Source organism: Actinoallomurus sp. NBC_01490, from assembly GCF_036227085.1.
Lineage (GTDB): Bacteria > Actinomycetota > Actinomycetes > Streptosporangiales > Streptosporangiaceae > Actinoallomurus > Actinoallomurus oryzae.
The window spans coordinates 9,974,991-10,001,463 of sequence record NZ_CP109433.1; the positions used below are offsets into that span (position 1 = coordinate 9,974,991).

Below are 26,473 nucleotides of genomic sequence, written 5' to 3' on the forward strand. Positions count from 1 at the left end.
AGCTCAAAAGTGTCAGCTCGACACGCACTGTCAGGGTCGATCCTGGTAAGCGGTCTGCGACATACTGTGTAACCCCAGTCCCGCTACGCGACAGAAGTCACTGTGCTCCCGCTACGACACCAACGGCCCACGTGGAGCGATCGTGGGTAGACATCGCAAAAAGCAAAGCCGGCAACGCCGCCGGGCGAGAATCGCGCTGGTCGCGGCCGGCCTGCTGGTCCCGCTGACCGGCGGCGCCGTGGTGTTCGCGGCCACCGACGGCTCCGGCGCGCCCGCGGCCCAGGCGCCGGGGACGAGCGACGGAGCGGTCCGCCGGGCGTACACCGGCGGCTCCTCGCGCTCACGGCCCACCGCCCAGGCACCGGCCTCGTCTCCACCGGCCCGGACGCCGGCCGCGTCCGCGTCGCCCTCGCCGTCCACCGGACCGCGGATCGGCTTCGCCCCGTACGCCGACGTGCTGTCCTGGCCGCCGCCGGACCTGTCCAAGACCGACGTGAAGGCCTACACCATGGGGTTCGTCTCGGCCGGCGGCGGATGCTCGGCGGCCTGGGGCGGGCTGTCCCCGGTCGACGCCGCGTTCGCGGTGCGGCGGGTCAAGGACGTTCCGGGCAAGGTCATCCTGTCCTTCGGCGGTCCGCACGGCACCGAACTCGCCCAGTCCTGCGACAGCGTCGGCTCCCTGGTCAAGCAGTACCGCAAGGCGTTGGACGCCACCGACCCGGCGGGACTCGACTTCTACCTCTCCGACGGCACGCTGTCCGACGCCCTGTCCGTGCAGCGCCGCACGCAGGCGCTCGCCCGGATCCAGCGCGACGACCTGCCGCTGTCGATCACGCTCCCGCTGCACCGGTCCGGCCTGTCCGCGAGCGCGCTCGGCGCGCTGCGCTCGGCCCTCACGGGCGGTGTGCGCGTCTCGGTCGTCAACCTCGTCCCGGCCGACGGCGCGGGCCAGTCGGTCACCGCCTCCGCCACCGCCGCGCACACCCAGCTGATGCGGCTCTACCACCTCGGTGACGCCCAGACGTGGCAGCGCATGGGGGTGACACCGATCATCGGCGTCGCGGGCGTGGACGCGCAGTTCCGGCCGGCCGACGCCCGGCAGCTGCTCACCTGGGCCACCGCCCACGGCCTCGGGCGGCTCTCGATGTGGACCGTCACCCGCGACAACCCGTGCACCGCCGACACGAGCGTCGCCGGCGACACGTGCAGCGGCCTGGACGAGGATCCCGGAGTCTTCACCAAGATCCTCCAGGGCTTCTGACGCACCGGCCGCCGTCGGCCGGAGGTTTTCCACAGGCGTCCGGCCGCCCTTCCTCGGGCGGCCTCACCCCCTCGACAATGAGATTGGGCTGAGCCCCCCCGGGCGGGCGGGGCCCACATGAGGGCGGGGCCCACATGAGGGCGGGGGCGGTCGGTTCGCATCCGGGCAGGTCACGGGGCTGGTCGGTCGTTGGGCTTCGGTTCTGAGTCCTTATGCTTGGACTCTGGGCGGGGGGAGCCTAAGCCGTGACTGTGAGCTCGTACGGGGGTTCACGCGAGCCGGGCATGGTGCCGGTGTTCGCGTGGCTGCTTGCCGCCATCGCCGGGATCACGTACGCGTCGTGGCTGCTGCAGTTCTTTCTCAACCCCGAGCTCGACCCGGTCAACGGCTACGTCAGCGAGCTGTCCGCGAGCGACCAGCCGTACCACCTTCTGTTCTCCGCCGGTGACTTCGTCTCCGGCCTGCTGACGATCGTCGTGGTGGTGGCCGTGCTGCGCGCGGTACGCCCGCGGGGCCACGCGCTGGCCGGCTGGCTGGCACTGGTCCTGTTCGGTGTCTTCTCGATCGCCGACTCGCTGTTCGCGATGGACTGCGCGCCCAACTCCGACACGACGTGCGCCCTGCGGGAGCGGGCCGGGAAGGTCTCCTTCGCCCATCAGTTCCACAGCGTGACCAGCGTGTGCGTCGTGACGGCCGGCATCGTCAGTCTCGTCGCCCTCACCATCGCCGCGCGCCGGCACCGCCGCTGGCCGGTGATCGCTCGCTGGAGCTGGCTGCTGCTGGTCGTGGAGACGGTGACGGCCGTGGCCACGCTGCCGCTGATGTACTTCGGCGTCCTCCTCGGCGTGATCGAACGGGTCCAGGTCGCGATGATCTCGATCTGGCTGTTCGTGATCGCCGCCCAGCTCCACGCCGACCGCCGCCGCGCGCCGGCTCCCGCCGCACTGTCGGCTTCCGGGTCCCCGCCCACCCGCGCCGCGGCGCCGGTTCCCGAGTCGCCGCCGGTTCCCGGCATCGCCTCCGCCGCGCCGCCGGCCCCGGACACGCCGCCGGGTGGCGCCGGCCCCGTACACGCCAGGCCGGAGTCCGCCCGGCCTTCGGTACGCGGGCGCCGTCGCCGGCCCGACGACGGCGCCCGGGAGAGGACCGCGCGGACGTGAACGGATCGCTGCCCGGTGAGATCCTCCTGGTCGGCGACGACCGCCTGCACGTGGTCGAGGAGGGCACCGGCACTCCACCCGTGCTGCTGACCTCCGGGCTCGGCGGCGCGTGGTTCGACTGGAACGCGGTCGCCGAGCTGCTGCGCGAACGGCACCGCGTCATCGCCTTCGACCGTCCCGGCCTCGGCGGCAGCCCACCGACCGGTCACCGGCCGGGCGGCCTGTGCGCCGAGGCGGACCGTCTCGCCGCCCTCGCCCGCCGCACCGGTGAGGCGGTGATCGTGGTGGCGCACTCGCTCGCGGGCTTCCACGCGGAGGCGTTCGCGCGCCGGTACCCCCTGCTGGTCGAGGGCCTCGTCCTGGTCGACCCGAGCGCCGAGCAGCAGAGTCCGCCGCACGCGCGGCGGCTGAGCCGGCTCGCCCCCGCCGCCGGGCTCGCCGGTCACGCCATCGGCATGACCGGGCTGGCCCGGTTCGCCGGGCCGCGCATCCGCGGCGCGGTCATGCGGCGGATCGCCGAACGCGGCGACGTGGCGCCGCCGGAGCTCTCCCGCGCCGTCTACGGCCGGGCGCACGTGCTCGGCACGCTCCTCGCCGAGAACGCCGCGTACCGCCAGCTCGCCGCCGACCTGCTCTCGCTCCGCGAGTCGGCCCCGTTCCCCGAGGTCCCGCTCTGTGTGATCACGGCGCTCGGGGACGTACGCGGCGACGGCCGTGAATGGCGGCGGGCCCACGCCGACATCGCCGCGCTCAGCCCGTACGGGCGGCAGATCGTCCTCCCCCACACCGGGCATCTGGTGCAGATCGACCGGCCCGAGGTGGTCGCCGAGGCGGTGGACCGGCTGTGAAGAGGCTCCTGCTCGCGGTTTCGGCCCTGCTCGTCCTCCTGGCCCTGCTCGTGGTCGCGGGCTGCACCGATCCGGTACGGAAGGTCTCGGAGAGTTCGCTGCGCAACGCGACCGCCCGCGGCGCGACGGAAGAGATGCGCGGCCTGGGATACGAGATCAAAAAAGGCATGCGCTGCCGTACGCTGTCGGCCGACACGATGTCCGTCGTCCGGGTGCAGTGCGTGGGCCGCACGACGCGGGACGAGCCCGTACGGGTGGACGCGGTCGCCTCCGACGCCGGTTCCGCGCACCCCCGCCAGGAGTTCGTGATCAGGGTCGGTGGCCGGGAGGTCGTCCGTACCCCGTGCCTCGGCCAGGGCTGCCAGGACCGTGACCGGTGAACCGGAACCCCGGCCGTCACGGTAGCTTTCGCGCATGCAGCGCCGAGCCAGCGGAACCAGCCGCGTGAGCGAGCCGACGAGTGACACGGCCGCCATCGACGGCAGGCGCATCGTGGTGGACGCGATGGGCGGCGACAACGCGCCGGGCGAGGTGGTGGCGGGCACGGTCATGGCCGCCCGCGAGCACGGCGTACGACCCATCCTCGTCGGCCAGGCCGTCCGCATCCGGCAGATCCTCGCCGCGCACGACGCCCTCGGGGAGATCCCGATCGTGAACGCCGATGACGTCGTGGCCATGGACGAGGGCGCGCTGGCCGGGCTGCGGCGCCCGCGGTCGTCGGTGGCGGTGGCCTGCCGGCTGATCCGGCGGGGGTACGCCTCCGCGCTGGTGTCGGCCGGGTCGACCGGCGGCGTCGTCGCGACGTCCCGGCTGCGCCTGCGCGGGCAGCCCGGGGTGGCCCGTCCCGCGATCGCCGTGGTCCTGCCGACCCGGCCGCGGCCGACCGTGTTCCTCGACGCCGGCGCCACCGCCGACGCCAAGCCCGAGATGCTCGTGCAGTTCGCCATGCTCGGCACGGCGTACGCCCGGGTCCGGCTGGGCGTCGAGGCCCCGCGCGTCGGGCTGCTGACCATCGGCGAGGAGGCCGGCAAGGGCGACAAGCTGACCCGGCGGGCGTACGAACTGCTCTCCGGGGACGTGGAGGGCGTGGAGTTCGCCGGGAACGTCGAGGGCTCCGACCTGCTGACCGGCAAGGTGGACGTCGTGGTCACCGACGGGTTCACCGGCAACGTCGCGCTCAAGACGATCGAGGGCGCCGTACGCCTCGCCATCGCCGAGATGCGCGATGCCCTCACCGCCAGCCGTACCGCCAAGCTCGGCGCGCTGCTGCAACGGCGGCGGCTGCGGCTGCTGCGTCACCGCCTGGACTCCGAGACGTACGGCGGCGGGGTGCTGCTGGGGCTGAACGGCACGGTCGTGATCGCACACGGTTCCTCCCACGCGCCCGGGGTGGCCGCGGCGTGCGTGCTCGCCCGCGACCTGGCCGAGAGCCGCATCGTCGAGCAGATCGGCGAGCGCATCGCCGCGAACCGCCCGCACCGGCTCCCCCGCCGCGAGGAATCCCGCTGACCCGCCTCCGCCCCGCATGGTTGACTCACCGGTAACCACTGGCTCGCCGGCAACCACTGGGAGGTCTCGATGGAGCGGTCGTACGACGTTGTGCTCATGGGCGGAACCGGGTTCACCGGAGGGCTCACCGCCGACTACCTGGCCTCGCATCTGCCGGGCGAGGCCCGGTGGGCGCTGGCCGGACGCAGCCGGTCGCGGCTGGAGGCGCTGCGCGACCGGCTCGGCGTGGACGTGCCGCTGCTCCCGGCCGACGCGACCGACCCGGACTCCCTGCGCGAGCTGGCCGCGTCGACGCGCGTCGTCCTCAGCACGGTCGGCCCGTACATCGACCACGGCGAGCCGCTCGTCGCCGCCTGCGCCGAGGCGGGCACCGACTACGCCGACCTGACCGGCGAGCCGGAGTTCGTCGACCTGATGTACCTGAAGTACCACGCGCGGGCGACCGAGACGGGCGCGCGGCTCATCCACAGCGCCGGGTTCGACTCGATCCCGCACGACCTGGGCGTCTACTTCACGGTCCGGCAGCTGCCGGCGGGCGTGCCGCTGCACGTGGACGGCTACGTACGGGTGAACGGCAGGATCTCCGGCGGCACCTACCAGTCGGTGATCAGCGTGGCGTCGCGCGCCCGGCAGATGGCCGAGGCCCACCGGCGGCGCCTCGGCGCCGAGCCGCCGCGGGAGGCCCGCCGCGTACGGGCCCTGCCGGGCCGCCCGCACCACAACGCCGGCCTGGGCGCGTGGGCCCTGCCGTTGCCCACGATCGACCCGGACGTCGTACGGCGCTCGGCGACGGCCCTGGACGCGTACGGCCCGGACTTCTCCTACAGCCACTTCGTCGCGCTCAAGCGCCTGCCGGCCGCGGCGGCGCTGACGGCGGGCGCCGCGGGCCTGCTGACCGCGGCGCGGATCCCGCCGGTCCGTGAGTGGCTGCGGGGCCGCATGGGGTCCGGCGAGGGCCCGTCGGAGTCCAGGCGGGCGAGGAGCTGGTTCGAGGTCCACTTCGCGGGCGAGGGCGGCGGGCAGAAGGTCGTCACGCGCGTACGCGGCGGCGACCCGGGCTACGGGGAGACCGCCAAGATGCTCGCCGAGACCGGCATGGCGCTGGCCTACGACGATCTCCCGAAGACCGCGGGCCAGGTCACCACGGCCGAGGCCATGGGCGACGCCCTGCTCGACCGCCTTCAGAAGGCGGGCATCACCTTCACCGTCGTGGGCCGGCGCGAATGATCCTCTCAGCAGGGCCGTGGGCGTGTGCGGCGGGTCGGAGGATATTCGGTCGGGCCGGCGCGGTTCCGCCGATAGGCTTTGAGGGAATTCGCAGCGTGAGCTGCCGTACGCCCGTCACCTGAGGATCTCCATGCCCGACCCGCAGAAAGTTCTCGCCGCTCGCGTCCAGGCCGCCCTCGGGCAGGCCTTCGGGGAGCCCGACGCGGATCCGGCGATCCGGCCGTCGCAGTTCGCCGACTTCCAGGCCAACGTCGCTCTCGCGCTGGCCAAGAAGCTGGGCCGCAAGCCTCGCGACATCGCGGCCGAGCTGGTCGCGCGCCTCGACGTCGCCGACGTGTGCGACAAGGTGGAGATCAGCGGGCCCGGGTTCGTCAACCTGACGCTGCGGAACGAATGGATCGCCGGCCGGGCGCAGCTGATGCACGGTGACGAGCGGCTGTCCGTCGAGCCCACCGCGTCGCCCCAGACGACCGTCGTGGAGTACTCCTCGCCCAACGTCGCCAAGGAGATGCACGTCGGTCACCTGCGCACCACGATCGTCGGTGACGCGATCGCGCGGGTGCTGGAGTTCCTCGGCCACGAGGTCATCCGCGACAACCACCTCGGTGACTGGGGCACGCAGTACGGCATGCTCATCGAGCACCTGCTCGACGTCGGCGAGGACTCCGACGAGGGCATGCTGCTGGAGACCGATCCGAACTCCTTCTACCAGGCGGCGCGGGGCCGGTACGACACCGACGAGGAGTTCGCCGGGCGGGCGCGGCGGCGGCTGGTGAGCCTGCAGGCCGGCGACGCCGAGACCATGCGGCACTGGCAGCGGCTCGTCGACCTGTCCAAGGTCTACCTCCACACGGTCTACGGACGGCTCGGCGTCACGCTCACCGACGACGACATCCGCGGCGAGAGCTTCTACAACGACATGCTCGGCGCCACCGCCGACGAGCTGGCCGCGGACGGCATCGCGACGATCAGTGACGGCGCGCTCTGCGTGTTCCCGCCCGGGTTCACCGGACGGGACGGCGGGCCGCTGCCGGTGATCATCCGCAAGAGCGACGGCGGCTACAACTACTCCACCTCCGACCTGGCGACGGTCCGCTACCGCGTGGACAAGCTGACCGTCGACCGGATGATCTACGTGGTCGGGTCCCAGCAGTCGCTGCACTTCCAGATGCTGTTCGCGGTGGCGCGGATGGCGGGCTGGCTGCCCGACCGCGTACGGGCCGAGCACGCCAAGATCGGCAACGTCCTCGGCTCCGACGGCAAGATCTTCCGCACCCGGAGCGGCAAGTCGATCAAGCTGACCGAGCTGCTGGACGAGGCCGTCGAGCGGGCCGGCGCGGCGTTCGACGAGGTGCCGCACGACGAGCCGTTCGACGAGGTCGCCCGGCGTGAGGTGGTCGAGGCGGTCGGCATCGGCGCGGTCAAGTACGCCGACCTGTCCGTGGCGCGGGACAGCGAGTACGTCTTCGACTTCGACCGGATGATCTCCTTCCGGGGCAACACCGGCCCGTACCTGCAGTACGCCACCGCGCGGATCCGGTCGATCTTCCGCAAGGGCGGAGTCGCGCCGGAAGACGCCCTCGGCCCGATCGCCATCGACCATGACGCCGAGCGGGCGCTCGCCCTGCACCTGCTGGGCTTCGGCTCCGCGCTGGAGACGGCCGGGGAGACCGCCGAGCCGCACCGGCTGTGCGCCTACCTGTTCGACCTCGCCTCGGCCTACACCACCTTCTACGAGAACTGCCCGGTGCTGAAGGCCCCCGACGACGACACCAGGGCGTCGCGGCTGGCGCTGTGCGCCCTGACCCTGCGCACGCTGTCGAAGGGCCTCGAACTTCTGGGTGTTACCACTCCGGAACGCATGTAGCCCCCACTGCGTCGCATAAACCGGGACGATATGCGGCGAGGAGGGCACGTGCACGAGCGAACCGGCAAGCGCAGCAGTCTGCTGCTCACGGGCCCGGTAAAGGAGAACCGGTGAGCGACAACTGGTGGGTCGACTACAAGCAGAACCGCCGGATCGAAGAGCTCCAGGGGGACGTACAGGCCGCCTACAGCTACGCCGCGTCCCGGTCGCGGGCGTTGCAGTCGCGGCTGTCGCAGGTCCAGGGCACGCTCGAACGCCGTCTCGACCGGCTGGCCAAGTCCTTCGACGCGTTCGTCGAACTCTCGGACGTCCGGCTGGAGATGGCGATGTTCGACCGGGAGGCGGACGTCCGGAACCGTACGCGCCGTCTCCTCAACGGCCTGGCCCAGGGTGCCGGCGACCCGCCGCCGCTCGACGTGGACGACTGCCCCGGTTACTGGCTGAAGCCGGCCGCCGACGGCCTGGCCGCCCTCATCAGGGGTGACGACGAGACGGCGGAGAAGTTCACCGCCGAGGCGATCGCCCTCGACGAGGACCGCACCACGCTGTTCCTCACGCTCGGGCTGGCGACCGCCGGCCGGTACGTCGACGCGGTGCCGTGGCTGTCGCGGTCACTGCCGTCTCTCGGCACGACGGTGACCGCGGTGCAGCGGCAGCTGTGGATCGCCTGCGCCGACGGCGCGTTCGGCGCGCCGGGCGCGGCCCACATCGAGCGGCGGCTCACCGAGGTCATCGACGAGATGCCCGGCGAGGCCGCCGACCTGGAGCGCGAGCGGTGGCGTCAGGCGGTCGACGGCAAGGCCGACGGCCGCAAGGGCCGCGCCAGGCTGCCGCGTGAGCTGCAGAACATACCGGCGCTGACCGAGCCTTCGGTCATGGCCGGACGCCTGGCGAACCTTCGGCGAAAGGTCGAGGAGGCGCTCCAGCCGGTCGACGCGAAGCCGGCCGCCGACTTCGTGAGCCTGCTGATCACTCTGGTGGACGAGGGCGCCCCGGAAGAGCGCGAGCTCATGGCGCGCGCCCGCGAGCTGCGCGACATCATCGAGACGGGCGGCGCGCAGCAGCCGCCGGCCTGGGACGCCCCCGCCGGTGAGACGCTCGAGCTGCTGCGCGGCGACCTGTTCTCCCGGTCCGCGCCGGGCCCGCGCGCGCTGGCGGCGAGAGTGGGCGCGCGATGGCTGCGCTCGATCGCCGAAGGCCTGGCCGAGCGCGCGTCCGTGGCGCCGCCCAAGGCGGTGGACGTGCGCCTGTACGGCCATCCGCTCCGGGTCGGGGTGGATGGCGCGCCCGCGCTGCCCGAGGCCCAGGCGAGCATCGACGAGGCCGCCACGATCAGCCCCACGGGTGAGCGTCTCGGCATGGCCGTGGCGATCGCCGGTGTCGTGGTGCTGGTGCTCACGATCGTGGCCGGGGTGCCGGCGGCGGCCGTCGTGGGCGCCGTGGGGATCCTCGTCGGCGCGGGAATCTGGATCAAGCTGCGACTCGATCGGTCGCGGGCCCGCGAGGAGGCCGAGCACAACAAGGAAAGGCTCGCGCGGCAGACCGAAACCATTACCGACGCACTGAAGAACTGCCACACCGTTCACAACAATCTCCGCAAAACCGTGGAGGCGGATCGCCAGGCGATCGTCACCGTCTTGACCTAGGAGATTTACGGGTATTCGTGCCACTGTGAGAGCAACATCCCGGAGGCACGTATGGGCAGGGACGTAGCGGCGATCACCGTCTCCACACAAGATCGGCGGCGTTATCGCGAAAAAGTGCAGCGCTGCCTGGAGGCGTTCGCAGCGATGCTGCGAGACTCCCGGTTCGCACCCGAACCGCCCAGTATGGGCATGGAAATCGAGCTCACTCTCGTGGATGACCGGGGACGGCCGGCGATGCGGAACGCGGCCGTCCTCGACGCGATCGCCGACGATCAGTGGTCGACCGAGCTCGCCCAGTGCGACATCGAGGTGAACCTCCCGCCCTTCCCGCTGGCCGCCAAGGCGCTGGGCGCGCTGGAGCAGACCGTCCGCGACACGCTGAACGACGCCGACGCCCGTGCCCGGCAACAGGGCGCCCGGCTCATGCTGGTGGGCATCCTGCCGACCCTGCGCGAGGCCGATCTCACCGAGGAGACCCTGTCCGCCAACCCCCGCTACCGGCTGCTGAACGAGCAGATCATCACCGCACGCGGCGGCGAGGCCCTGCACCTGGACATCGACGGACACGAGCGGCTCCGTACGCACTCCGACAGCATCTCGCCCGAGGCGGCGTGCACGAGCGTCCAGTACCACCTGCAGGTGACCCCCGAGGACTTCGGGGCGTACTGGAACGCCTCCCAGATGATCGCCGGTGTCCAGGCCGCCCTCGCCGCGAACTCACCGTTCCTGTTCGGGCGCGAGCTGTGGGCCGAGACCCGGATCCCGCTGTTCGAGCAGGCCACCGACACGCGGGCCAAGGAGCTGAGGGAGCAGGGCGTACGGCCGCGCGTGTGGTTCGGCGAACGCTGGATCACCTCGGTGCTGGACCTGTTCGAGGAGAACAGCCGCTACTTCTCTCCCCTGCTGCCCGTGTGCGACGACGGCGACCCTCTGGACCAGCTGGCCCGCGGCGACGCGCCGGGCCTGAACGAGCTCACCCTGCACAACGGCACCATCTACCGCTGGAACCGCCCCGTCTACGACATCGCCCAGGGCCGTCCGCACCTGCGGGTGGAGAACCGCGTGCTGCCCGCCGGGCCCACCGTCGCCGACACGCTGGCGAACGGCGCGTTCTACTACGGCCTCATCCGCGCTCTGGCCGACGAGGAGCGCCCGCCGTGGCACCGCATGCCGTTCGCCGCCGCCGCCGGCAACCTGCGCCGCGGCGCGCGGTACGGGATGGACGCCATGGTGGTGTGGCCGGGCGTCGGCGAGGTGGCGGTGACCGACCTGGTGCTGCGCCTGCTCCTGCCGCAGGCCGCCGCCGGCCTCGACCGCTGGGGCGTCGACGGGGTCGTACGGGACCGGCTGCTCGGCATCATCGAACAGCGGTGCCTGGCCCGCCGCAACGGCGCGACGTGGCAGGCCGGCACGGTGCGCGCGATCGGCGGAGACCGCCAGGAGGCGCTGCGCCGGATGGTGCGGCGCTACCTCGAGCACATGCACACCAACGCCCCGGTCCACACCTGGCCGATCGGCTAGTTACTGAAGATAGCCCTCGACCTCACCGGCCGAGCGGGACGAGGCCTCGTCCGGGTTCTCACCGGCGTCGCGCCGGGCGCGTCGCTGGCGCAGGAGGTCCCAGCACTGGTCGAGGGCCTCCTCCAGGCTCCGCAGCCGCTGATGCTCCTCCTCGGCGGCCAGGTCGCCCTTCTGCAGGCGTTCGCGGAGTGTGTGCTCCTCATCCACCAGGCTGTGGATCCGGCCGAGAATCTCGCTGTCCTGCATCTTCAGATCACCTCAAGACGACAGTCTGACAGCTGCCGTGCCCACGGCATACTCACACCGCCGGTGGGCATACTCGACCCCCGCCGCGGCCCCACTGCGGCCGCGGTCCCTCCTGACCATCGGCCGGACCGGGCCCCGTGCTCAGCGGACCCGGCCTGTTAGCGACCGGGCCTCACAGCGGGCTGCGGCTGCCGACGAGACCGTTGAGGAAACCGCCCGAGCTCTCCGGCTGCGGCCGGGAGGCGGACGCCGACTCCTCCTTTGGAACGGCCTCCTTCGCCTTGCCCGCCGCCTTCTTGGCGGTCGTCTTGGCCTTGCTCGTGGCCTTCTTCGCGGTGGCCTTCACCCCGGTCGGCTTCTTCGCCGCCGCCGTGGTCCGCTTCGCCGTCGTCCCCGCCTTCGCGGTGGTCTTCTTCGCCGCGGAGGTCGTGCGGGCCGTGGTGCTGCGCCCGCCCGCGGCCGGCTTGGCGGCGGCCGGTGGCTTGATGGCCGAGATGGTCTTGGCCGCGTTGGTGAGCGCGTCGGCAGCGGTCATGAGCGCCTTGGTGGCGGTGTTCATCGTCTTCATGGCGGTGTTCATCGCCTGCGCCGAGGACGTCGCCTTGCTCGCCGCGTCGGTCATCTTCGTCGCCGCGGACGACACCTTGGTCGCCGCGGACGACACTCGCGTCGCGGCGGCCGCAGGAGTGACCGACGGCTTGGCGGCCGACGTGGACTTGGCCTTCGTCGACTTGGCGGCCGGCTTGGACGTGGTCTTGCGCGCCGTGCTGCCGGTCGTCTTCTTGGCGGCGGCCGTGGTCTTCTTCGCACCGCCGGACTTCGTACGGCTCGTGCTCGCCGTTGAACGGCGGGCGGACGAACGCGTCATCGTATTAGTGGGCACTGATCCATCCCCCCGTGTCGATCAGCTTCGGGGGGATCTATTCCACAATTGGCGAAGATCTACACGCCTACCGGGTGCCAGACGGTCTTTGTTTCCAGGAATGTGGTCATCCGGACAGTGCCCGGATCGGCCGTCCAGTCGTTTCCGGCGGGCCGGAGGACGCGCTTGAGGTTCTCCGCGGCGGCCTTCTCACACTCGGCCGCGAGCTCCTCGCCCGCGCCGGTGAGGTCGAGCCCGTTCACGTCCATGTGCGAGGCCAGCCACGGTGCCAGCTCGGCGCGGTGGCCGGTGAGGATGTTGACGACGCCGCCCGGCAGGTCGGAGGTGGCGAGCACCTCGCCGAGGGTGACCGCGGGCAGCGGCGCCGGCTCGGCGGCCACGACCACCGCCGTGTTGCCCGTCACGATCACCGGCGCGAGCACCGAGGTCAGACCGAGCAGGGGGCCGTCGGGGGCGATGATGCCGACGACGCCGGTGGGTTCGGGTGTGGAGAAGTTGAAGAACGGGCCGGCCACCGGGTTGGCCGCGCCGGTGACCTGCGCGACCTTGTCCGCCCATCCGGCGTACCAGACCCAGCGGTCGACGGCCGCCTCCACCTCGGCGCGCGCCGCGTTCTTGGCCAGGCCGGTGGCGCGCAGCTCGTCGGTGAACTGCTCACGGCGTCCCTCGAGCATCTCGGCGACCCGGTAGAGGATCTGCCCCCGGTTGTACGGCGTGCGGGCGGCCCAGGGCGTCTGAGCCTTGCGGGCGGCCACCACCGCGTCGCGTACGTCCTTGCGGGAGGCGCGTGAGGCGTTGGCGAGGAGGTTTCCCTTGGCGTCGTTCACGGTGTAGGACCTGCCGGACTCCGATCGCGGGAAGGCTCCGCCGATGTACAGCTTGTACGTCTTGCGCACACTCAGCCGGTCGGTCATCGCAGGTAGGCCTCCAGTCCGTGACGTCCGCCCTCACGGCCGAAGCCGGACTCCTTGTATCCCCCGAACGGCGAGGCCGGGTCGAACTTGTTGAAGGTGTTCGCCCACACGACCCCGGCGCGCAGCCGCTCGGCCATCCACAGGATCCGTGAGCCCTTCTCGGTCCACACGCCCGCCGACAGCCCGTACGGGGTGTTGTTGGCCTTGTCCACGGCCTCCTGCGGCGTGCGGAAGGTCAGCACCGACAGCACCGGGCCGAAGATCTCCTCCCGCGCGATGCGGTGCGACTGAGCGACGCCGGTGAAGACCGTCGGCGCGAACCAGAAGCCGCGGTCGGGCAGCTCGCAGGGCGGCGACCAGCGGGTCGCGCCCTCCTTCTCCCCCACCTCCGACAGCATCCGGATCTTCTCCAGCTGCGCGGCGGAGTTGATCGCGCCGACGTCGGTGTTCTTGTCCAGCGGGTCGCCGACCCGCAGCGTCGCCATGCGGGTCTTGAGCCGGTCGAGCAGCTCCTCGGCCACCGACTCCTGCACGAGGAGCCGCGAGCCCGCGCAGCAGACGTGGCCCTGGTTGAAGAAGATGCCGTTGACGATGCCCTCGACGGCCTGGTCGAGCGGGGCGTCGTCGAAGATGACGTTGGCGGCCTTGCCGCCGAGCTCCAGCGTGAGCCGCTTGCGGGTGCCGGCGACGGAGCGGGCGATCCGGCGGCCCACCTCGGTGGAGCCGGTGAAGGCGACCTTGTCGATGCCGTCGTGCTCGACCAGGGCCCGCCCGGTCTCTCCCGCGCCGGTGACGATGTTCACCACGCCGGGCGGCAGGTCGGCCTGGCGGCAGATCTCCGCGAACGCCAGCGCGGTCAGCGGGGTCGTCTCGGCGGGCTTGAGGACCACGGTGTTGCCGCAGGCCAGCGCCGGAGCGATCTTCCAGGCCAGCATGAGCAGCGGGAAGTTCCAGGGGATGACCTGGCCGGCCACGCCCAGCGGGCGCGGATCACGGACGGCGTACTCCAGCTTGTCCGCCCAGCCCGCGTGGTAGAAGAAGTGCGCGGCGACGAGCGGGAGGTCGACGTCGCGCGACTCGCGGATCGGCTTGCCGTTGTCGATGGACTCCAGCACCGCCAGCTCGCGAGAGCGCTCCTGGATGATCCGGGCGATGCGGAACAGGTACTTGGCCCGCTCGGCCGCCGGGAGCCGCGACCAGACGCCGTCGTAGGCCCTGCGGGCGGCGGTGACGGCGCGGTCGACGTCGGCGGCGCTCGCCTCGGCGATCTCGGCGAGGACCTCCTCGCTCGCCGGGTTGACCGTCTTGAACGACGTGTCCGCGTCGACGAACTCCCCGTCGATGAACAGGCCGTAGGAGGGTTTGATGTCGACGATGTCGCGCGACTCGGGCGCGGGCGCGTACTCGAACATCTGCTAGTCCAGGGTGAAGTAGTCGGGACCCGCGTACACGCCGGTCGTGAGCTTGCGGCGCTGCATGAGCAGGTCGTTGAGGAGCGATGAGGCACCGATACGGAACCACCGGGGCGTCAGCCAGTCGGGCCCGGCCGTCTCGTTGACCAGCACCAGATTCTTGATCGCGTCCTTGGTCGACCGGATGCCGCCGGCCGGCTTGACCCCGACCTGGCGGCCCGTACGCGCGCGGTAGTCGCGTACGGCCTCGAGCATGACGAGGGTGACCGGCAGCGTGGCGGCCGGGCTCACCTTGCCGGTGGAGGTCTTGATGAAGTCGGCGCCGGCCATCATGGCCAGCCACGACGCCCGGCGCACGTTGTCGTAGGTGACCAGCTCGCCGGTCTCCAGGATCACCTTCAGGTGCGCCTCGCCGCACTCGGCCTTGATCGCGACGATCTCGTCGTAGACCTTGGCGTAGTCACCGGCGAGGAACGCGCCCCGGTCGATCACCATGTCGATCTCGCTCGCGCCGTCGTCGACCGCGCGGCGGGTGTCGGCGAGCTTGGCGTCGAGGGGCGCCCGTCCGGACGGGAAGGCGGTGGCGACGCTCGCCACGCCGATGCCGCTGCCCGTCAGGGCGCGTACGGCCTCGGCCACCAGGTCGGAGTAGACGCAGATCGCGGCCACCTTGGGCACGCTCGCGTCGCCCGGGTCGGGGTGCATGCCCTTGGCGCACAGCGCGCGGACCTTGCCCGGCGTGTCGGCGCCCTCGAGCGTGGTCAGGTCGACCATCGAGATGGCGAGGTCGATCGCCTCCGCCTTGGCCGACTTCTTGATCGACCGGGTCGCGAGGCGCGCGGCACGCTCCTCGGCGCCCACCTGGTCGACGCCCGGCAGCCCGTGCAGGAACCGGCGCAGCTCGGCGGTGCCGGTGACAAGGCCCGGCAGAGTCTCCGTTGACACGCACACAGCATCGCCCATGGGACCCTCGGGCACAAAACGGGCCCGGTACGAGCGCACCGGACCCGTTTTGGCAGGTTGTGTGGAATCAGCCGGTGGCGAGGTAGACGCCGTTACCGGTCGGGTCGTCCGGATCGCCCTCGGGGTAGGCGACACCGCCCGCCCACACGGTCGAGCCCTTGACGGCCAGCGCGGTGAGGTTGATGTCGTGGCCGGACGGGCGCGGCGCGGTCACGTCGGTCACCGAACCCCCGACGACGTGCGTCAGCTGCGGGTCCCACGCGCCTCGCAGGAGCCACACGCCGGAGCCGCCGTCGCCGGTGACCCGGGTGTAGCCGCCGTACCCCTGCGAGAAGGTCCGGGAGGACCACTTCTTGCCGTTCCAGTGCAGCAGGATCGGCCGGGTGCAGGTGTCGTCGCCGTCCACGCCGCAGGACCACTCGACGCCGCCGGACGCCCAGACGTCGCCCACCGACGGGGCGTAGATGTCGCTGATCACGCCCATGGCGTCCGGTTCGGGCAGCGTGAGCTTCGGGGTGGCCGCGAGTTTCCAGGCCGAGCCGGTCCAGTGCATGACGGCCGGCTGGCTCTTGTAGGTGCCGCCCGCGTACACATGGGTGCTGGAGACCCCGGCGATCGTACGAGCGGGCGCCGGGAGGGCGACCTTCGCCCAGCTCTTGCCGTTCCAGTGCATGGCGGTGCGGGTCCCATCACCGCCGACCGCCCAGACGTTGGAGGCGCTGAGGGCGCTGGCGTCCAGGACGTTGTAGCTGTTCGCGCCCACCGTGGTGCGGTTCCACGCGGTGCCGTTCCAGCGGGCGGCGAACGCGCCGGCGTCGGTGGTGCCGAACGCCCAGACGTTCTTGCTGGACGAGGCCGACAGCGCGCCGATCTCGCCCAGCGCGCTGCTCGGGCTCTTGGCCGTGGTCCACTTCCCGTTCAGCAGGTGCTGGACGAGCGGGACGTTCTTGCCGTTCGAGGCCTGGTAACCGGCCGCCCAGGTGCTCCCGGTCGGCGCGACGCTGATCGCGTTGATGCCGTCCTCGCCCGGCAGGGTGTTGGTCTGGGTGACGCTCCAGGTGGCGGCCGCCTTGATCCTGGGCTCCGCCTGGGAGGTGGCCGCCGTGGTGACCGTGGCGGTGGCGGCCAGCGCCGCGGTGAGCGCGGTCAAGCTTCGTCGCATGGGGGTTCCTCTCAGTGGTACTGCTCGACGACGCCGTCCCAGGACTGGTCGTCACCGCCGGGCACGGGCGCGATCTCGCCGACGGCCAGCATGGTCGTGCCGCCGGGGACCCCGGCGACCTGCCGGATGCTGGGCGCCTGACGCCCACCGGTCGTGGCGACGGGGGCGGTGGTGGTCGTGCCGTCCGCGGCGACGTGGACGAAGGTGCCGTTGAAGCCGGAGTACCAGATGCCGCCCTGGCCGTCGGCGCCCGCGCTCAGCGCGAAGTCGCCGTCGGCGCCGAGCCGCAGGCTCCACTCGCTCCCGTCCCAGTGCATGATCACCGGCTGGTTGTGCTCGGCCTCGGCGAGGGTGGCGTTCCCGGCCTTCTTGACGCTCTTGAGCTCCTCGCCGCCGCCCCAGTAGAGCCGGCCGACCGCCCAGACGTTGTCGCTCGACTCCGCGACGACGTCGTTGAAGTAGGAGAAGCCGCTCTCACCGGCCGGGATCGGCACCTCGGGAAGCGGCGAGGCCGTCCACGACGTGCCGTCCCAGTGCTCCGCCGCGGGCTGGTCGTCGACGTCGCCCACGGCCCACACGTCGTGCGCCGCGACCGCGCCGACCTTCCGCGCGGTGAAGGGCATCGCGACCTGCTTCCACTTCCGCCCGTTCCAGTGCAGGGCCTTGCCCTCGCCCGTACCGCCCTCGTCGTCGTTGCCGACCGCCCAGACGTTCTTCGGGCCGAGCGCGGCGATGTCCGCGACGTCGTACGAACCGGTCGGTGCCGAGGTCCAGGACGTGCCGTTCCAGTGCCACGAGGTCTGGACGCCGTCGTAGGTCGCGCCCATGACCCAGACGTTCTTCGGAGAGGATCCGCCGACGCTGTTGAAGGATCCCGTGCTGCCGGGAACGGTGACGGCGGACCAGGTGGTGCCGTTCCACCGCAGCAGCGCGCCGGTGCTGCCGGCGCCCTGCTGCCGCGAGCCGACCGCCCAGGCGTCCTGCGGGCCGGTGGCCGCGACGTCGTACAGGCCGTAGCCGTCGTAGCCGGTGTCCGGGCTCAGGTAGGTGACCCGCCACCCCTCCTGATCGGCGGCGCCGGCCGGTGCCGACCCGGCGGCGACGATCAGGGCGGCCAATCCCGCGCCTATCAGCGTCTTTCGCATCCAATGTCCTCCATTGCCCAATTTCCCGACGCCCGGACGAAACGGGCGTACGAGAACTTGACGCCGCCGGAAGGTGAATGGTTGGCAAACGTTATGAGGACGAAGGTGGAAATTCACTGATATGAGCTTCTCGGCGCTCCGGTCAGTACGGCGAGAGCCTCAGTACGGTGAGACGCCGCCGAACATCTCTCCGACGCGCGGGGCGAACGCGATATCGCCGTCGATCTCCAGCCTGCCGTCGAGGGCGAGGGCCGGAGCCTGCTTCTCCCCCGTCAGAAGACGGAGAAAGTCCGCGGCGCCGATCCGGATGCTCACCACGGGACGGCGTGCCGGCTCCGGCCGTACGCGCGCCCTTCCGTCGCGGATCTCGATCGTCCAGGGCGTCTCCTCCTCGCCCCGGCGCAGGCGGAACTCCAGCTCGCCCTCGAAGCCCATGGCCATCCGTGGATCGAAGGCACGGACCATGCCGGCGAAGAACACCCGCTGCGCGGCCGGCCCGAACCGGCGCTCCAGCCTGTCGTCGGAACGGGCGGCGACGAGCCGGGCCAGCGTCCGCCGTCCACGGGCACGGATCTCCGCACGGGCCGCCGTACGGGCCGTCGCCCTGAAGTCGCGCGCCGTCGCCCGCGGCCTGCGCGCCCGCGCGAGCTCGGCCGCCTCGTCGATCCGGTACGGGGCCTGCCGGCGGGGCGGCTCCCGCCGCGCGAGAGCCGCCTCGACCGCCGGCGCCAGGCGTTCGGCCCTGGCCCGCTCGCGTTCGTCCCGCCCTTCGGCGAACCGCGGGATGACCTGCTCGCCGACCAGTTCGAGGCTCTCGCAGACGTGTTCGTGCCGGTTGGGACCGGCCTGGAGCACGAAGATGACCTGGTCGACCCCGACGGCCTCGTACCGCCGTACGAGCTCGGCCACCTGCGCGGGCGTCCCGACCGCCCCGCGCAGCGACCCGAGGCCGGCCTCGGTGATCCGCACCGCGAGCGGCGCGTCGGCGGCGCCCACGATCCGCCGCGAGTAGCCCCGTTCCTCGCGGTGGCGGACGAAGTCGTCCCAGATGCTCGTACGGCCCGGCTCGTGCGGGGAGGTGCCGTAGTAGTGGGCGAGCGCGAACCCGAAGAAGTGCCCCCCGTCGATACCGCGCTCGATCGCCGTCGCCTCGTCCTCGTGACACATCATGGGCAGCACGACCGCGACGCCGGGATTCACCGCGAACCCGGCCGGAACGCATTCCTCGGAGTTCAGCAGACGGTAGTACTCATCGACCCAGACGCCGGCGTCCTCGGGCTCGGCGAAGGAGAAGGACAGCGCCCCGATCCCGTTCCGGGCGGCGAAGTGGATCGTCTCGCGCCGCGAACAGGCGACCCAGAGCGGCGGGTGCGGCTTCTGCACCGGCTTGGGGATGACGTTGCGCGGCGGCATCCGCAGGTACGGGGAGTCCCAGCCGGCGAAGGGCTCCTCGACGAACATCCGGGTGATCGCGTCCATGGCGTCCTGCCACATGGCGCGCTTCTCCTCCCGCGGCACCCCGAATCCGCCGAGCTCGGCCATGGAACTGGCCTCACCGGTGCCGAAGTCGACCCTGCCCCCGGAGACGAGATCGAGCGCGGCGACCCGCTCGGCGACACGCGCGGGATGATTGACGGGCGGCGGCACCTGCACGATGCCATGCCCGAGCCGGATCCGCCGCGTCCGCTGCGAGGCGGCGGCGAGGAACACCTCGGGCGCGCTGGAGTGGGAGTACTCCTCGAGAAAGTGATGTTCGACCGCCCAGACGTAGTCGAACCCCACCCGATCCGCGATCTCGACCTGCTCGAGCGCGTCCCGGTAGAGCCGCTCCTCCGCCCCGTCGTCCCACGGCCTCGGCAACTGGTGCTCATAGAAGATCCCGAACCGCACCTTGACCACCTCCGGGCCCATGACCGTCGAAACATCGCTCGACCTGGCCCATACCCGGCCGGCGTCGCTCCGACTGGGCACAGCGTCAACGTGTCATCGATCGCTCACCGATCCGGCTCGCCCATCCGTCGGGCAGCCTCCGCCATCAGCTCGTCGGGGGTCACGCCACGCGCAGGAGGCGACGTTGTCAGATCTGGACGGTACGGTCTGCGCATCTCGGCCAAGGAGGATCCGTGGCGATCAAATGGAGCCTGACGATCGACTGTGCCCAACCGGCGAGGCTGGCGGAGTTCTGGGCGTTGGCCTTGAAATATGTGCCGGCGCCGCCGCCGGTGGGGTTCGGAAGCCGGGAGGAATGGTTCACGCATTACGGCGTTCCGGAGGAGGAGTGGGACCAGGGCGCGTCGCTGTCCGACCCGGATGAGACGGGCCCGAGCCTGTCGTTCCTTCAGGTGCCGGAGTCGAAGGTGGCGAAGAACCGGCTGCACCTGGACGTCCAGGTCGGCGGGGGCCGCAACACTCCGTGGGAGGTGCGGTGGCCTCGCGTGATCGAGGCGGTCGAGCGACTGACCGCCGCCGGTGCGACGGTGATACGCGAAGAAGAATTGCAGGGCAAACCTGACCACGTGGTCATGGCCGACCCCGAGGGAAACGAGTTCTGCGTCCTTTGACGCTCGTTCTCCACCACACGCCTGGCCGTACTCACATACCGGGTACCGGCCGGAGGCCGCTCAGGCCGCAGCGGCGCCAGTGTTCCGTCCCTGCGCGCCATGGGACGCTTATCGGTAGTCGGCCGTTCACTGCTTGTCCGGACATGGACCTGTTCTTTCGATCCCGGCCCACGGCGCGGAGGATGGCGTTGTGACGTCGCGCGTGGTCATTTCAGTAGGCGGCTAGCGATGCGCCGGTTGTCCAAGCCGCGTCTGGTGACGGTCCCACATCAGGCGAGCCGGAAAGGGCAGCCGGCGACACGGTTCACGTGGTGGCGGTTACGGTCCCGTGCATGCGCGGTGGTCGACGCACTCTGCGCCGCCGCGGCGGCGGTCTTGTACGTCGTCAGCCTGGTCGACGGCATCGTGTCGTGGCCTTCGGATCGAGTGCTGGTCACGGACGCTCGGATAGGGCCGCCGGTGGCGGTCATCGGATTCTTCGCCGGTCTGTGGTGGGTCGTCTCCGGGGTCATGGTGTTCGGGTTCGCCCGTGGCAGGCGAGTCGTCAGGCCGGTGGACCCACCGCCTCCGTCTCGTCGACGGCGACTCGCTCTGGCCCTGGTCGTGGCCATCACGCTCGCGATCGTGACCGGCAATGCCCTCCTCGGGATCGACAAGGGCCAAGCCCGTACTCTGCCCGGCCCCAAGTATCAGGTTTCGACGTCCGGCTTGAATGACGACGCGTGGACGACCGTCTCAGCGGGCGAGTATCGGAGGTGGCAGGCGCGGTTCATCCGAGGGGACGGCATCGTCCTTCCCGCACTCGGGATCATCTTTCTCATGTGCGAACTGAGCCTGCTCAGGATGCACCGAACGGTGATCCGCACGCACGGTGAGTCGTGACCGTGGGCGGGCGGCGCTCGGCGGCTGGGATCGTGTGGCCGGTGGATGCCTTCGATCGGTCACGGATCGCCGGTTCACGCTGGTACCGACCTGAGGACGCCCGGGCCGCGGCCGACACGCTGCGCGGTTCTCGCTGGCCGCCGGCGACGCCTGAATCGACGCGCGCCCTTCCCCTGTGCCCGGCTTGGCGTGCCCGGCTCGGCGCAGCGGGCCGCCTGCCCCCGCCGCGTCAGGCGGGGTTGTCGAAGAACGGGGACACGGGTTCCCGGTCACGGCGTCGTCCGGGGGAGACGGGTTCCCGGTCACGGGGCCGTCCCGGCGAGACGGGCGCCTCCGTGGTCACCGGAGCGCTGGTGGCACGGCCGCGCACGCGGGCCAGTTCGCGTTCGAGCTGCTGGTTCTTCCTCTCCAGCGACACCATCGTCTCCTCCCGCTCCTCCCGCAGGTCGTGCAGCTCGCGGCGGACCCGCATCTTGCGCAGCAGGGAGAGCCAGGACACCGCCAGCCCCGCACCGGCGAAGAAGGCGACGATCACGCCGACGACGAACACCTGCGACTCGGTGTGCACTCCGGGCACGTGGTAGCCGAAGACCTCGAGCGAGCCGGATGACGAGTTCTGGACGATGACCTCGATGCCCACCACCACGGCGACGACGGCCACAATGACTCCCAGGAAGACCATACGGTCCTCTCCTCTCCTCGATCGGGCGCGGGCCGTGCGAGCGGGGGGCTCCGGCGGCCTCTGACACCCTCCAGCCAAATGGGCAATTCGGTCAAGGCCGGAAATCATAGGAGATAACAAAACATCGAACATCTTCGACGCTACGCATACGGCCGGTAGCTCATCGCTGTTTCCGCAGTAGCGGTATCCTCACCTAGAGCAACTGTCGCCCGCGCCGTCGAACGCACTTTCGCCAATAGCCGTGATAAACGAGAATCGCCGAATTCTGTGCGCATAAATCGCCGCGACAACATCATGCCGCCGTTTTCGCATGAGTCAGGGCCGATCGGCTATTTCCGGGGGTTCCGGTTGCCAGGTCACCGTGAGGTGGTCGCGGCGGCCGATGAGTTCCAGCCGGGCGGTGATGCCCTCCTGCACCCGCCGGAGCTGCTGCGGGTCGGCCGCCTCGGCGCGGAGGATCAGCTCGGTATCGGTCGCGCGCAGCGTGCAGCGGCCCCATCCGAAGTCGATCGACGCGTCGGCGCCGGACCACTCGGCGCGCACGACCTTCGCGGGGCCTCCGTGGCCGTGACCGCCCTCGCCGTGACGGCGCGGGTGGCGGAAGGCCGGCGCGCTCAGATGGCCGGCGTGTTCGCCGAGCTGCGCCAGGTAGCGGCCGGCCCGGTCGGTGCGGACACGGGCCTGTGCGCTCACCACGGCCGTCACCTCCCGTCCGCGACGCGGGTGAGCGCGACCAGCCAGGCGGCGATGCCGCCGGGGTGGAGAGGTGAGATGGAATCGCAGCCGGTGGGATCGAGGGAGTCGATGCGCCATCCGTTCGCGAAGCTCTCCCGGATCTGGTCCCGGCCGAGTCCGTGCGGCGCTCCGCTCTCGCCGGGCCGGCGGTCGGCGTAGCACAGCAGGAAGGCGCGGCCCGTCGGCGGCACCACCGTCCGCAGGCCGGCCAGGTAGGCGGTGCGATCGGCCTCGGCGAGGGCGTGGAACACCAGTGAGTCCAGCACGGTGTCGAACGTCTCGCCCAGCTCGGGCAGGTTCCGCAGGTCGTGACGCAGGAACCGGGCCGTGAGCGACCTGCGCCGCGCCTTCTCCCTCGCCGTCTCCAGCGCGCCGGCGGCCAGGTCGATGCCGGTGGCGTCCAGCCCGAGGGCCGCGGCCATCAGCGTGTGCTCGCCGGTCCCGCAGCCGACGTCCAGCACCCGACCTTCGATCGCCCCGCTCTCGGCGAGCGCGGCGAACGCGGGCTGGGGACGGCCGATGTCCCACGGCGGCGGGCTGGCGTAGAGGTCGTCCAGATGACGGGGCGCGGGATGCGCGGAGAAATCTGACACGTACGTCTCCCTTCAGGCGACGACGATCGCGGACGGATACCCCGAGCAGGTATCGCGCTACAAGGATTATTCGATACATAGTGTCTATGTCAATAGACAACTCGTCGATAAATCGGCGGTATGTATCATCGGAGGGTGCCGAAGCTGTGGGAGGACACGATCGAGGCGCACCGCCGCGCGGTGCGCGACGCAGCGGTGGAGGCCGCCGCGCGGCTGGTGGCCGACCAGGGCTTGGCGTCGCTCACGATGTCGCAGGTCGCCAAGCGAGCCGGCATCGGCCGGGCGACGCTGTACAAGTACTTCCCCGACATCGAGTCGGTCCTGGCCGCCTGGCACGAGGACCACATCGCCGATCACCTGCGCCGGCTCACCGACGTCGCCGAGCACACCGATCCGGCCGAACGGCTGCGGGCGGTGCTGTTGAGCTTCGCCTCCATCACCCACCAGCGCCACGACGGCGACCTGGCGGCGCTGTTGCACCGCGACGAGCACGTCGCCCGCGCCCACGAGCGTCTGCACGCCTTCATCCAGGCGCTGGTGGCCGACGCCGCGGCGGACGGCACGGTCCGCGACGACGTTCCCGCCGGCGAACTGGCCACCTACTGCCTGCACGCCCTCACCGCGGCCGGCGCCATGGCCTCGGCGGACGCCGTCGGCCGGCTCGTCGAGGTCACCCTGGCCGGACTGCGGCCCGCGCCGGGATGAGCGCGTTCCTCCGCGACGCCGGGCTCCCGCCGTACACGGCCGTCGCCACGGCGGGTCCGGCCGTCAGCGGTGCAGTCCGGTGCGCAGCGCGGCGATCCAGTGCGCGGTCGCCGCACCGGCCAAGGCACTGCCGGGCGCGTGCGCCTCGAAGAAGTGCCAGGCACCCGGCACGTGGTGCGTCTCGACCGGAACGTCCGCTTCGATCAGCCGGCGTGCGTAGTCCAGCGCCTCGTCCCGCAGCGGGTCCAAGCCGCAGGTGAGAACGTACGCGGGCGGCAGGCCGCTCAAATCCGTGGCGCGGGCGGGGGCTGCGTACGGCGAGACGTCGAGCCGGTCGGACCCCAGGTAGGTGTCCCACATGTGCCTCATGCCAGGTCCGTTGGGGATCCGCCCGTCGGTGATCCGCCGGATCGAGGCGGTCCGCGTCCGATCGTCCAGGCAGGGGATCAGCAGGCACTGGTAGGCGATCCGCGGCCCTCCGCGGTCCCGGGCCAGCAGACACAGCGCCGCGCTGAGACAGCCCCCGGCCGAGGCGCCGGTGACGGCGATCCGTTCGGGCGCGACACCCAGGTCGGCGGCGTTGCCGGCGAGCCAGCACAGCGCGGCGTAGCAGTCTTCGATCCCCGCCGGGAAGCGATGCTCGGGCGCCAGCCGGTAATGGACGTTCACCACGACCGCGCCGACCTCGGCGCAGACGTCGCGCGCCATGGGGCTCGCCCCGTCCAGCTCGCCGTAGGCGAAACCACCGCCGTGGAGGTAGAGGACAGCGGGAAGCACGCCGTGCGCCCCGGCGGGCCGGAGGATCTGCATCGAGATCTCGTTGCCGTCGGGGCCCGGGACGGACAGCCGCTGGACGGTGACCCGGGGATCACGCGCCGATGCGAGGGGCGCCATCAGCGCGCGAAAACTCGATCGTGTGGCCTCGATGTCGGCGAACGGGTTCTCGGGCCGTCGCGGCAGGGCCGCGAAGACGCCGGTGAGCTCTGGATGGATGTACATGCCGGTCCAATAGTCTCATTGATACGGTTTCAGTGTGACGAACGTAAGGTCTCATTGAGACCATGTCAATGGGAGGTACGCGTGGTGCTGAGCATGTCCGCATACACCGTCCTGGGGCTGATCGCCCGGCACGGTCCGATGACGCCGTACGAGCTGAAAGCCCGCGTCGAGCAGAGCGTCGCCTACTTCTGGCCCATCCCCCATGCCCAGCTCTACCGCGATCCGCCCAGGCTCGCCGAGATGGGCCTGCTGACCGAGGAGGCCGAGGCCGGCGGGCGACGGCGCCGGGTCTTCCACCTGACCGATGCCGGCCGTGAGGCGCTGCGGGCATGGCTGTCCGCCGCCGAGGTTCCCCAGGCCGAGACCCGTGACCCGGCACAGCTCCGGCTGGCCTTCGCCGACCTCGGCGACGCCGTGGACCTCACGCGGCTGGCAAGGGCGCAGGAGTCGCGACACCGCGAACTGCTCGACCTCTACCGAACCCGGCACGCCGCCCTCGACCCCGCCGACGCCGCCACCCGATCGCGCTCGCGTGTCCTGGCCCTCGGCATCCTGCAGGAACAGGCTCAGGTCGCCTTCTGGGCCGCCCTCGCGGCGGACCCCGACGCTCTGGACGTCATCCCCGATGAAGACCGATGACTTCGAGAACCCCGACGAACCCGACCGGCCCGCCCCGATTCACCGTCGAGTTCGGCGAGGGAAGGCGTGCGGGCCACGGGCCCGAGCGGGGGCTAGATCTCCGGCGAGATGACCACCGTCACGATTCCGGCGGTTTTAAAGCCGGCGGCGCGATGAGGCCAGCCCCTCCAGTACCGCGCGCTCGACCGGTGTCGGCGCCGCGCCCGACAGGTCGAGCAGGCCGGCCGGATCCAGTGGAGGCTGGGCCATGAACCGGGGCTCGGTCCCGCGATGCGGCTGGGCCGCGTGGACGAGGAACGGGTGGCAGAGGAACACGTCGCCCACCGATCCCGTGGCGAGGGCCTCCGGCCGCCCCTCACTCGCGCGGACCGCGTCCCGGCACAGGTCGAGCCACTCTCGCCCCTCCTCCCCCGCGTCGGCCAACAGCGCCGGGACGTCCCGGTGGGAGCCGACCCGGATCCGCGTCGGCGCGTCCGACGGCCCGACGTCGGAGAACAGGAACAACATGAGGAGCGCCCGGGCGCGAGAGCGCAGGTTGACGCGGTACTTGCCGTCGGGGCCGGGGAAGCTGCCCTCCAGGTGCCAGCCGTCGTCGCCGGGCGGCTCGTCGCTGGGAAAGCGCACCGGGAAGGTGCCCAAACCCTGCCGGGGCACCCAGCGTCCCGGCCCGACCAACTGGTCGAACGCCTCGTACAGCGCCGGGGTGTTGGCCGCCTCGCGGAACGGCGGTGTGCCGAAGCCGTCCAGCCGGATGACCGGCCGCGTCCAGGTGGACCGGTCGGCGGGGTCGCACCCGGTCGCCGCCCACAGCTCCTCCAGACAGCGCCCGGCCACCTCCCGCGAGAACGCGCCCTCGATCCGCACGAAGCCGTCCTCGACGAAGGCCTCGACCTGCTCGTCGCTCAGCATCGCG

Annotated in this window: 26 protein-coding genes; 13 read left to right on the forward strand and 13 right to left on the reverse strand. The window is 71.5% G+C overall.

The genetic code is table 11. The features are described 5' to 3' along the window. Positions 1-142: 142 nt before the first annotated feature. From OG417_RS45760 to OG417_RS45800, 9 genes are all read left to right on the forward strand, one after another. Entirely contained in the window at positions 143-1,261 is a 1,119-nt protein-coding gene (locus OG417_RS45760; RefSeq protein WP_329243365.1) for a hypothetical protein, read from the forward strand. A gap of 245 nt (positions 1,262-1,506) precedes the next feature. Further along, the gene (locus OG417_RS45765) at positions 1,507-2,421 is read left to right on the forward strand and encodes a DUF998 domain-containing protein (RefSeq protein ID WP_329243367.1); all 915 of its coding nucleotides are present in this window, start codon (positions 1,507-1,509) and stop codon (positions 2,419-2,421) included. Beyond that, positions 2,418-3,269 carry an alpha/beta fold hydrolase gene (locus OG417_RS45770; protein WP_329243369.1) on the forward strand — a complete coding sequence of 284 codons (852 nt, stop codon included), beginning with the start codon at positions 2,418-2,420 and terminating at the stop codon, positions 3,267-3,269. The genes OG417_RS45765 and OG417_RS45770 overlap by 4 nt, the downstream gene beginning before the upstream one ends. Continuing rightward, a complete protein-coding gene (locus OG417_RS45775) occupies positions 3,266-3,649 on the forward strand; it encodes a hypothetical protein (protein ID WP_329243372.1) in 384 nt (127 codons plus the stop codon). The genes OG417_RS45770 and OG417_RS45775 overlap by 4 nt, the downstream gene beginning before the upstream one ends. A gap of 34 nt (positions 3,650-3,683) precedes the next feature. Further along, positions 3,684-4,778 (forward strand): phosphate acyltransferase PlsX, encoded by a 1,095-nt coding sequence (gene plsX / locus OG417_RS45780; protein WP_329243375.1) that lies wholly within the window; start codon positions 3,684-3,686, stop codon positions 4,776-4,778. Positions 4,779-4,847: 69 nt separating this feature from the next. Then, positions 4,848-6,005 carry a saccharopine dehydrogenase family protein gene (locus tag OG417_RS45785; RefSeq protein WP_329243378.1) on the forward strand — a complete coding sequence of 386 codons (1,158 nt, stop codon included), beginning with the start codon at positions 4,848-4,850 and terminating at the stop codon, positions 6,003-6,005. A 130-nt stretch (positions 6,006-6,135) separates the two neighbouring features. Then, complete coding sequence (argS, locus tag OG417_RS45790) at positions 6,136-7,872, forward strand: arginine--tRNA ligase (protein ID WP_329243381.1); 1,737 nt, start codon at positions 6,136-6,138, stop codon at positions 7,870-7,872. 110 nt (positions 7,873-7,982) lie between these two features. Further along, positions 7,983-9,518 (forward strand): hypothetical protein, encoded by a 1,536-nt coding sequence (locus OG417_RS45795; protein ID WP_329243383.1) that lies wholly within the window; start codon positions 7,983-7,985, stop codon positions 9,516-9,518. 51 nt (positions 9,519-9,569) lie between these two features. Then, positions 9,570-11,039 (forward strand): glutamate-cysteine ligase family protein, encoded by a 1,470-nt coding sequence (locus OG417_RS45800; RefSeq protein ID WP_329243386.1) that lies wholly within the window; start codon positions 9,570-9,572, stop codon positions 11,037-11,039. On the opposite strand, the gene OG417_RS45805 is transcribed toward OG417_RS45800, so the two are convergent. The 8 genes from OG417_RS45805 to OG417_RS45840 all read right to left on the reverse strand — a co-directional run bounded on the left by OG417_RS45805 (position 11,040) and on the right by OG417_RS45840 (position 19,735). Further along, a complete protein-coding gene (locus OG417_RS45805; RefSeq protein ID WP_329243389.1) occupies positions 11,040-11,285 on the reverse strand; it encodes a DUF2630 family protein in 246 nt (81 codons plus the stop codon). A gap of 172 nt (positions 11,286-11,457) precedes the next feature. Next, positions 11,458-12,153, reverse strand: a complete 696-nt coding sequence (locus OG417_RS45810) for a hypothetical protein (RefSeq protein ID WP_329243393.1) — start codon at positions 12,151-12,153, stop codon at positions 11,458-11,460. 74 nt (positions 12,154-12,227) lie between these two features. Continuing rightward, a complete protein-coding gene (locus tag OG417_RS45815) occupies positions 12,228-13,082 on the reverse strand; it encodes an aldehyde dehydrogenase family protein (RefSeq protein WP_329243395.1) in 855 nt (284 codons plus the stop codon). Further along, positions 13,079-14,494: an aldehyde dehydrogenase family protein gene (locus tag OG417_RS45820; RefSeq protein WP_329243397.1), complete on the reverse strand. Its 1,416-nt coding sequence runs from the start codon at positions 14,492-14,494 to the stop codon at positions 13,079-13,081. The genes OG417_RS45815 and OG417_RS45820 overlap by 4 nt, the downstream gene beginning before the upstream one ends. 3 nt (positions 14,495-14,497) lie before the next feature. Then, the gene (gene deoC, locus OG417_RS45825; RefSeq protein WP_329243400.1) at positions 14,498-15,457 is read right to left on the reverse strand and encodes a deoxyribose-phosphate aldolase; all 960 of its coding nucleotides are present in this window, start codon (positions 15,455-15,457) and stop codon (positions 14,498-14,500) included. Between the two features lie 67 nt (positions 15,458-15,524). Beyond that, positions 15,525-16,619, reverse strand: a complete 1,095-nt coding sequence (locus OG417_RS45830) for a hypothetical protein (RefSeq protein WP_329243403.1) — start codon at positions 16,617-16,619, stop codon at positions 15,525-15,527. Positions 16,620-16,630: 11 nt separating this feature from the next. Beyond that, the gene (locus OG417_RS45835; protein ID WP_329243404.1) at positions 16,631-17,764 is read right to left on the reverse strand and encodes a hypothetical protein; all 1,134 of its coding nucleotides are present in this window, start codon (positions 17,762-17,764) and stop codon (positions 16,631-16,633) included. Positions 17,765-17,923: 159 nt separating this feature from the next. Continuing rightward, positions 17,924-19,735, reverse strand: a complete 1,812-nt coding sequence (locus tag OG417_RS45840) for an LLM class flavin-dependent oxidoreductase (RefSeq protein WP_329243407.1) — start codon at positions 19,733-19,735, stop codon at positions 17,924-17,926. Positions 19,736-19,887: 152 nt separating this feature from the next. Between OG417_RS45840 and OG417_RS45845 the strand changes: the two genes are divergently transcribed. Together OG417_RS45845 and OG417_RS45850 are read left to right on the forward strand one after the other, a co-directional pair. Next, positions 19,888-20,325, forward strand: coding sequence for a VOC family protein (locus OG417_RS45845; RefSeq protein WP_329243410.1), 438 nt, complete (start codon positions 19,888-19,890; stop codon positions 20,323-20,325). A 603-nt stretch (positions 20,326-20,928) separates the two neighbouring features. After that, a complete protein-coding gene (locus tag OG417_RS45850; protein ID WP_329243413.1) occupies positions 20,929-21,207 on the forward strand; it encodes a hypothetical protein in 279 nt (92 codons plus the stop codon). A 229-nt stretch (positions 21,208-21,436) separates the two neighbouring features. On the opposite strand, the gene OG417_RS45855 is transcribed toward OG417_RS45850, so the two are convergent. From OG417_RS45855 to OG417_RS45865, 3 genes are all read right to left on the reverse strand, one after another. Further along, a complete protein-coding gene (locus OG417_RS45855) occupies positions 21,437-21,889 on the reverse strand; it encodes a LapA family protein (protein WP_329243415.1) in 453 nt (150 codons plus the stop codon). 315 nt (positions 21,890-22,204) lie between these two features. After that, positions 22,205-22,585, reverse strand: coding sequence for a DUF2218 domain-containing protein (locus OG417_RS45860; protein ID WP_329243418.1), 381 nt, complete (start codon positions 22,583-22,585; stop codon positions 22,205-22,207). A gap of 5 nt (positions 22,586-22,590) precedes the next feature. Beyond that, positions 22,591-23,217, reverse strand: a complete 627-nt coding sequence (locus tag OG417_RS45865; RefSeq protein WP_329243421.1) for a class I SAM-dependent methyltransferase — start codon at positions 23,215-23,217, stop codon at positions 22,591-22,593. 135 nt (positions 23,218-23,352) lie between these two features. Between OG417_RS45865 and OG417_RS45870 the strand changes: the two genes are divergently transcribed. Continuing rightward, positions 23,353-23,922, forward strand: coding sequence for a TetR/AcrR family transcriptional regulator (locus OG417_RS45870; protein ID WP_329243424.1), 570 nt, complete (start codon positions 23,353-23,355; stop codon positions 23,920-23,922). 63 nt (positions 23,923-23,985) lie between these two features. Here OG417_RS45870 and OG417_RS45875 read toward each other — a convergent pair whose 3' ends face one another. Beyond that, complete coding sequence (locus OG417_RS45875; protein ID WP_329243426.1) at positions 23,986-24,921, reverse strand: alpha/beta hydrolase; 936 nt, start codon at positions 24,919-24,921, stop codon at positions 23,986-23,988. Between the two features lie 93 nt (positions 24,922-25,014). On the opposite strand from OG417_RS45875, the gene OG417_RS45880 reads away from it, so the two are divergent. Continuing rightward, positions 25,015-25,560, forward strand: a complete 546-nt coding sequence (locus OG417_RS45880; RefSeq protein ID WP_329243429.1) for a PadR family transcriptional regulator — start codon at positions 25,015-25,017, stop codon at positions 25,558-25,560. A gap of 135 nt (positions 25,561-25,695) precedes the next feature. On the opposite strand, the gene OG417_RS45885 is transcribed toward OG417_RS45880, so the two are convergent. Further along, positions 25,696-26,469 (reverse strand): phytanoyl-CoA dioxygenase, encoded by a 774-nt coding sequence (locus tag OG417_RS45885; RefSeq protein ID WP_329243432.1) that lies wholly within the window; start codon positions 26,467-26,469, stop codon positions 25,696-25,698. Positions 26,470-26,473 lie beyond the last annotated feature (4 nt).

What these genes read in the sequence shown, in the direction of transcription:
- OG417_RS45810 (WP_329243393.1), bottom strand. Translation starts at nt 12,153, where the DNA reads ATGACGCGTTCGTCCGCCCGCCGTTCAACGGCGAGCACGAGCCGTACG.
- argS (WP_329243381.1), top strand. Translation starts at nt 6,136, where the DNA reads ATGCCCGACCCGCAGAAAGTTCTCGCCGCTCGCGTCCAGGCCGCCCTC.
- OG417_RS45880 (WP_329243429.1), top strand. Translation starts at nt 25,015, where the DNA reads ATGTCCGCATACACCGTCCTGGGGCTGATCGCCCGGCACGGTCCGATG.
- OG417_RS45805 (WP_329243389.1), bottom strand. Translation starts at nt 11,285, where the DNA reads ATGCAGGACAGCGAGATTCTCGGCCGGATCCACAGCCTGGTGGATGAG.
- OG417_RS45835 (WP_329243404.1), bottom strand. Translation starts at nt 17,764, where the DNA reads ATGCGAAAGACGCTGATAGGCGCGGGATTGGCCGCCCTGATCGTCGCC.
- deoC (WP_329243400.1), bottom strand. Translation starts at nt 15,457, where the DNA reads ATGGGCGATGCTGTGTGCGTGTCAACGGAGACTCTGCCGGGCCTTGTC.
- OG417_RS45855 (WP_329243415.1), bottom strand. Translation starts at nt 21,889, where the DNA reads ATGGTCTTCCTGGGAGTCATTGTGGCCGTCGTCGCCGTGGTGGTGGGC.
- OG417_RS45875 (WP_329243426.1), bottom strand. Translation starts at nt 24,921, where the DNA reads ATGTACATCCATCCAGAGCTCACCGGCGTCTTCGCGGCCCTGCCGCGA.
- OG417_RS45885 (WP_329243432.1), bottom strand. Translation starts at nt 26,469, where the DNA reads ATGCTGAGCGACGAGCAGGTCGAGGCCTTCGTCGAGGACGGCTTCGTG.
- OG417_RS45815 (WP_329243395.1), bottom strand. Translation starts at nt 13,082, where the DNA reads ATGACCGACCGGCTGAGTGTGCGCAAGACGTACAAGCTGTACATCGGC.
- OG417_RS45830 (WP_329243403.1), bottom strand. Translation starts at nt 16,619, where the DNA reads ATGCGACGAAGCTTGACCGCGCTCACCGCGGCGCTGGCCGCCACCGCC.
- plsX (WP_329243375.1), top strand. Translation starts at nt 3,684, where the DNA reads ATGCAGCGCCGAGCCAGCGGAACCAGCCGCGTGAGCGAGCCGACGAGT.
- OG417_RS45785 (WP_329243378.1), top strand. Translation starts at nt 4,848, where the DNA reads ATGGAGCGGTCGTACGACGTTGTGCTCATGGGCGGAACCGGGTTCACC.
- OG417_RS45800 (WP_329243386.1), top strand. Translation starts at nt 9,570, where the DNA reads ATGGGCAGGGACGTAGCGGCGATCACCGTCTCCACACAAGATCGGCGG.
- OG417_RS45820 (WP_329243397.1), bottom strand. Translation starts at nt 14,494, where the DNA reads ATGTTCGAGTACGCGCCCGCGCCCGAGTCGCGCGACATCGTCGACATC.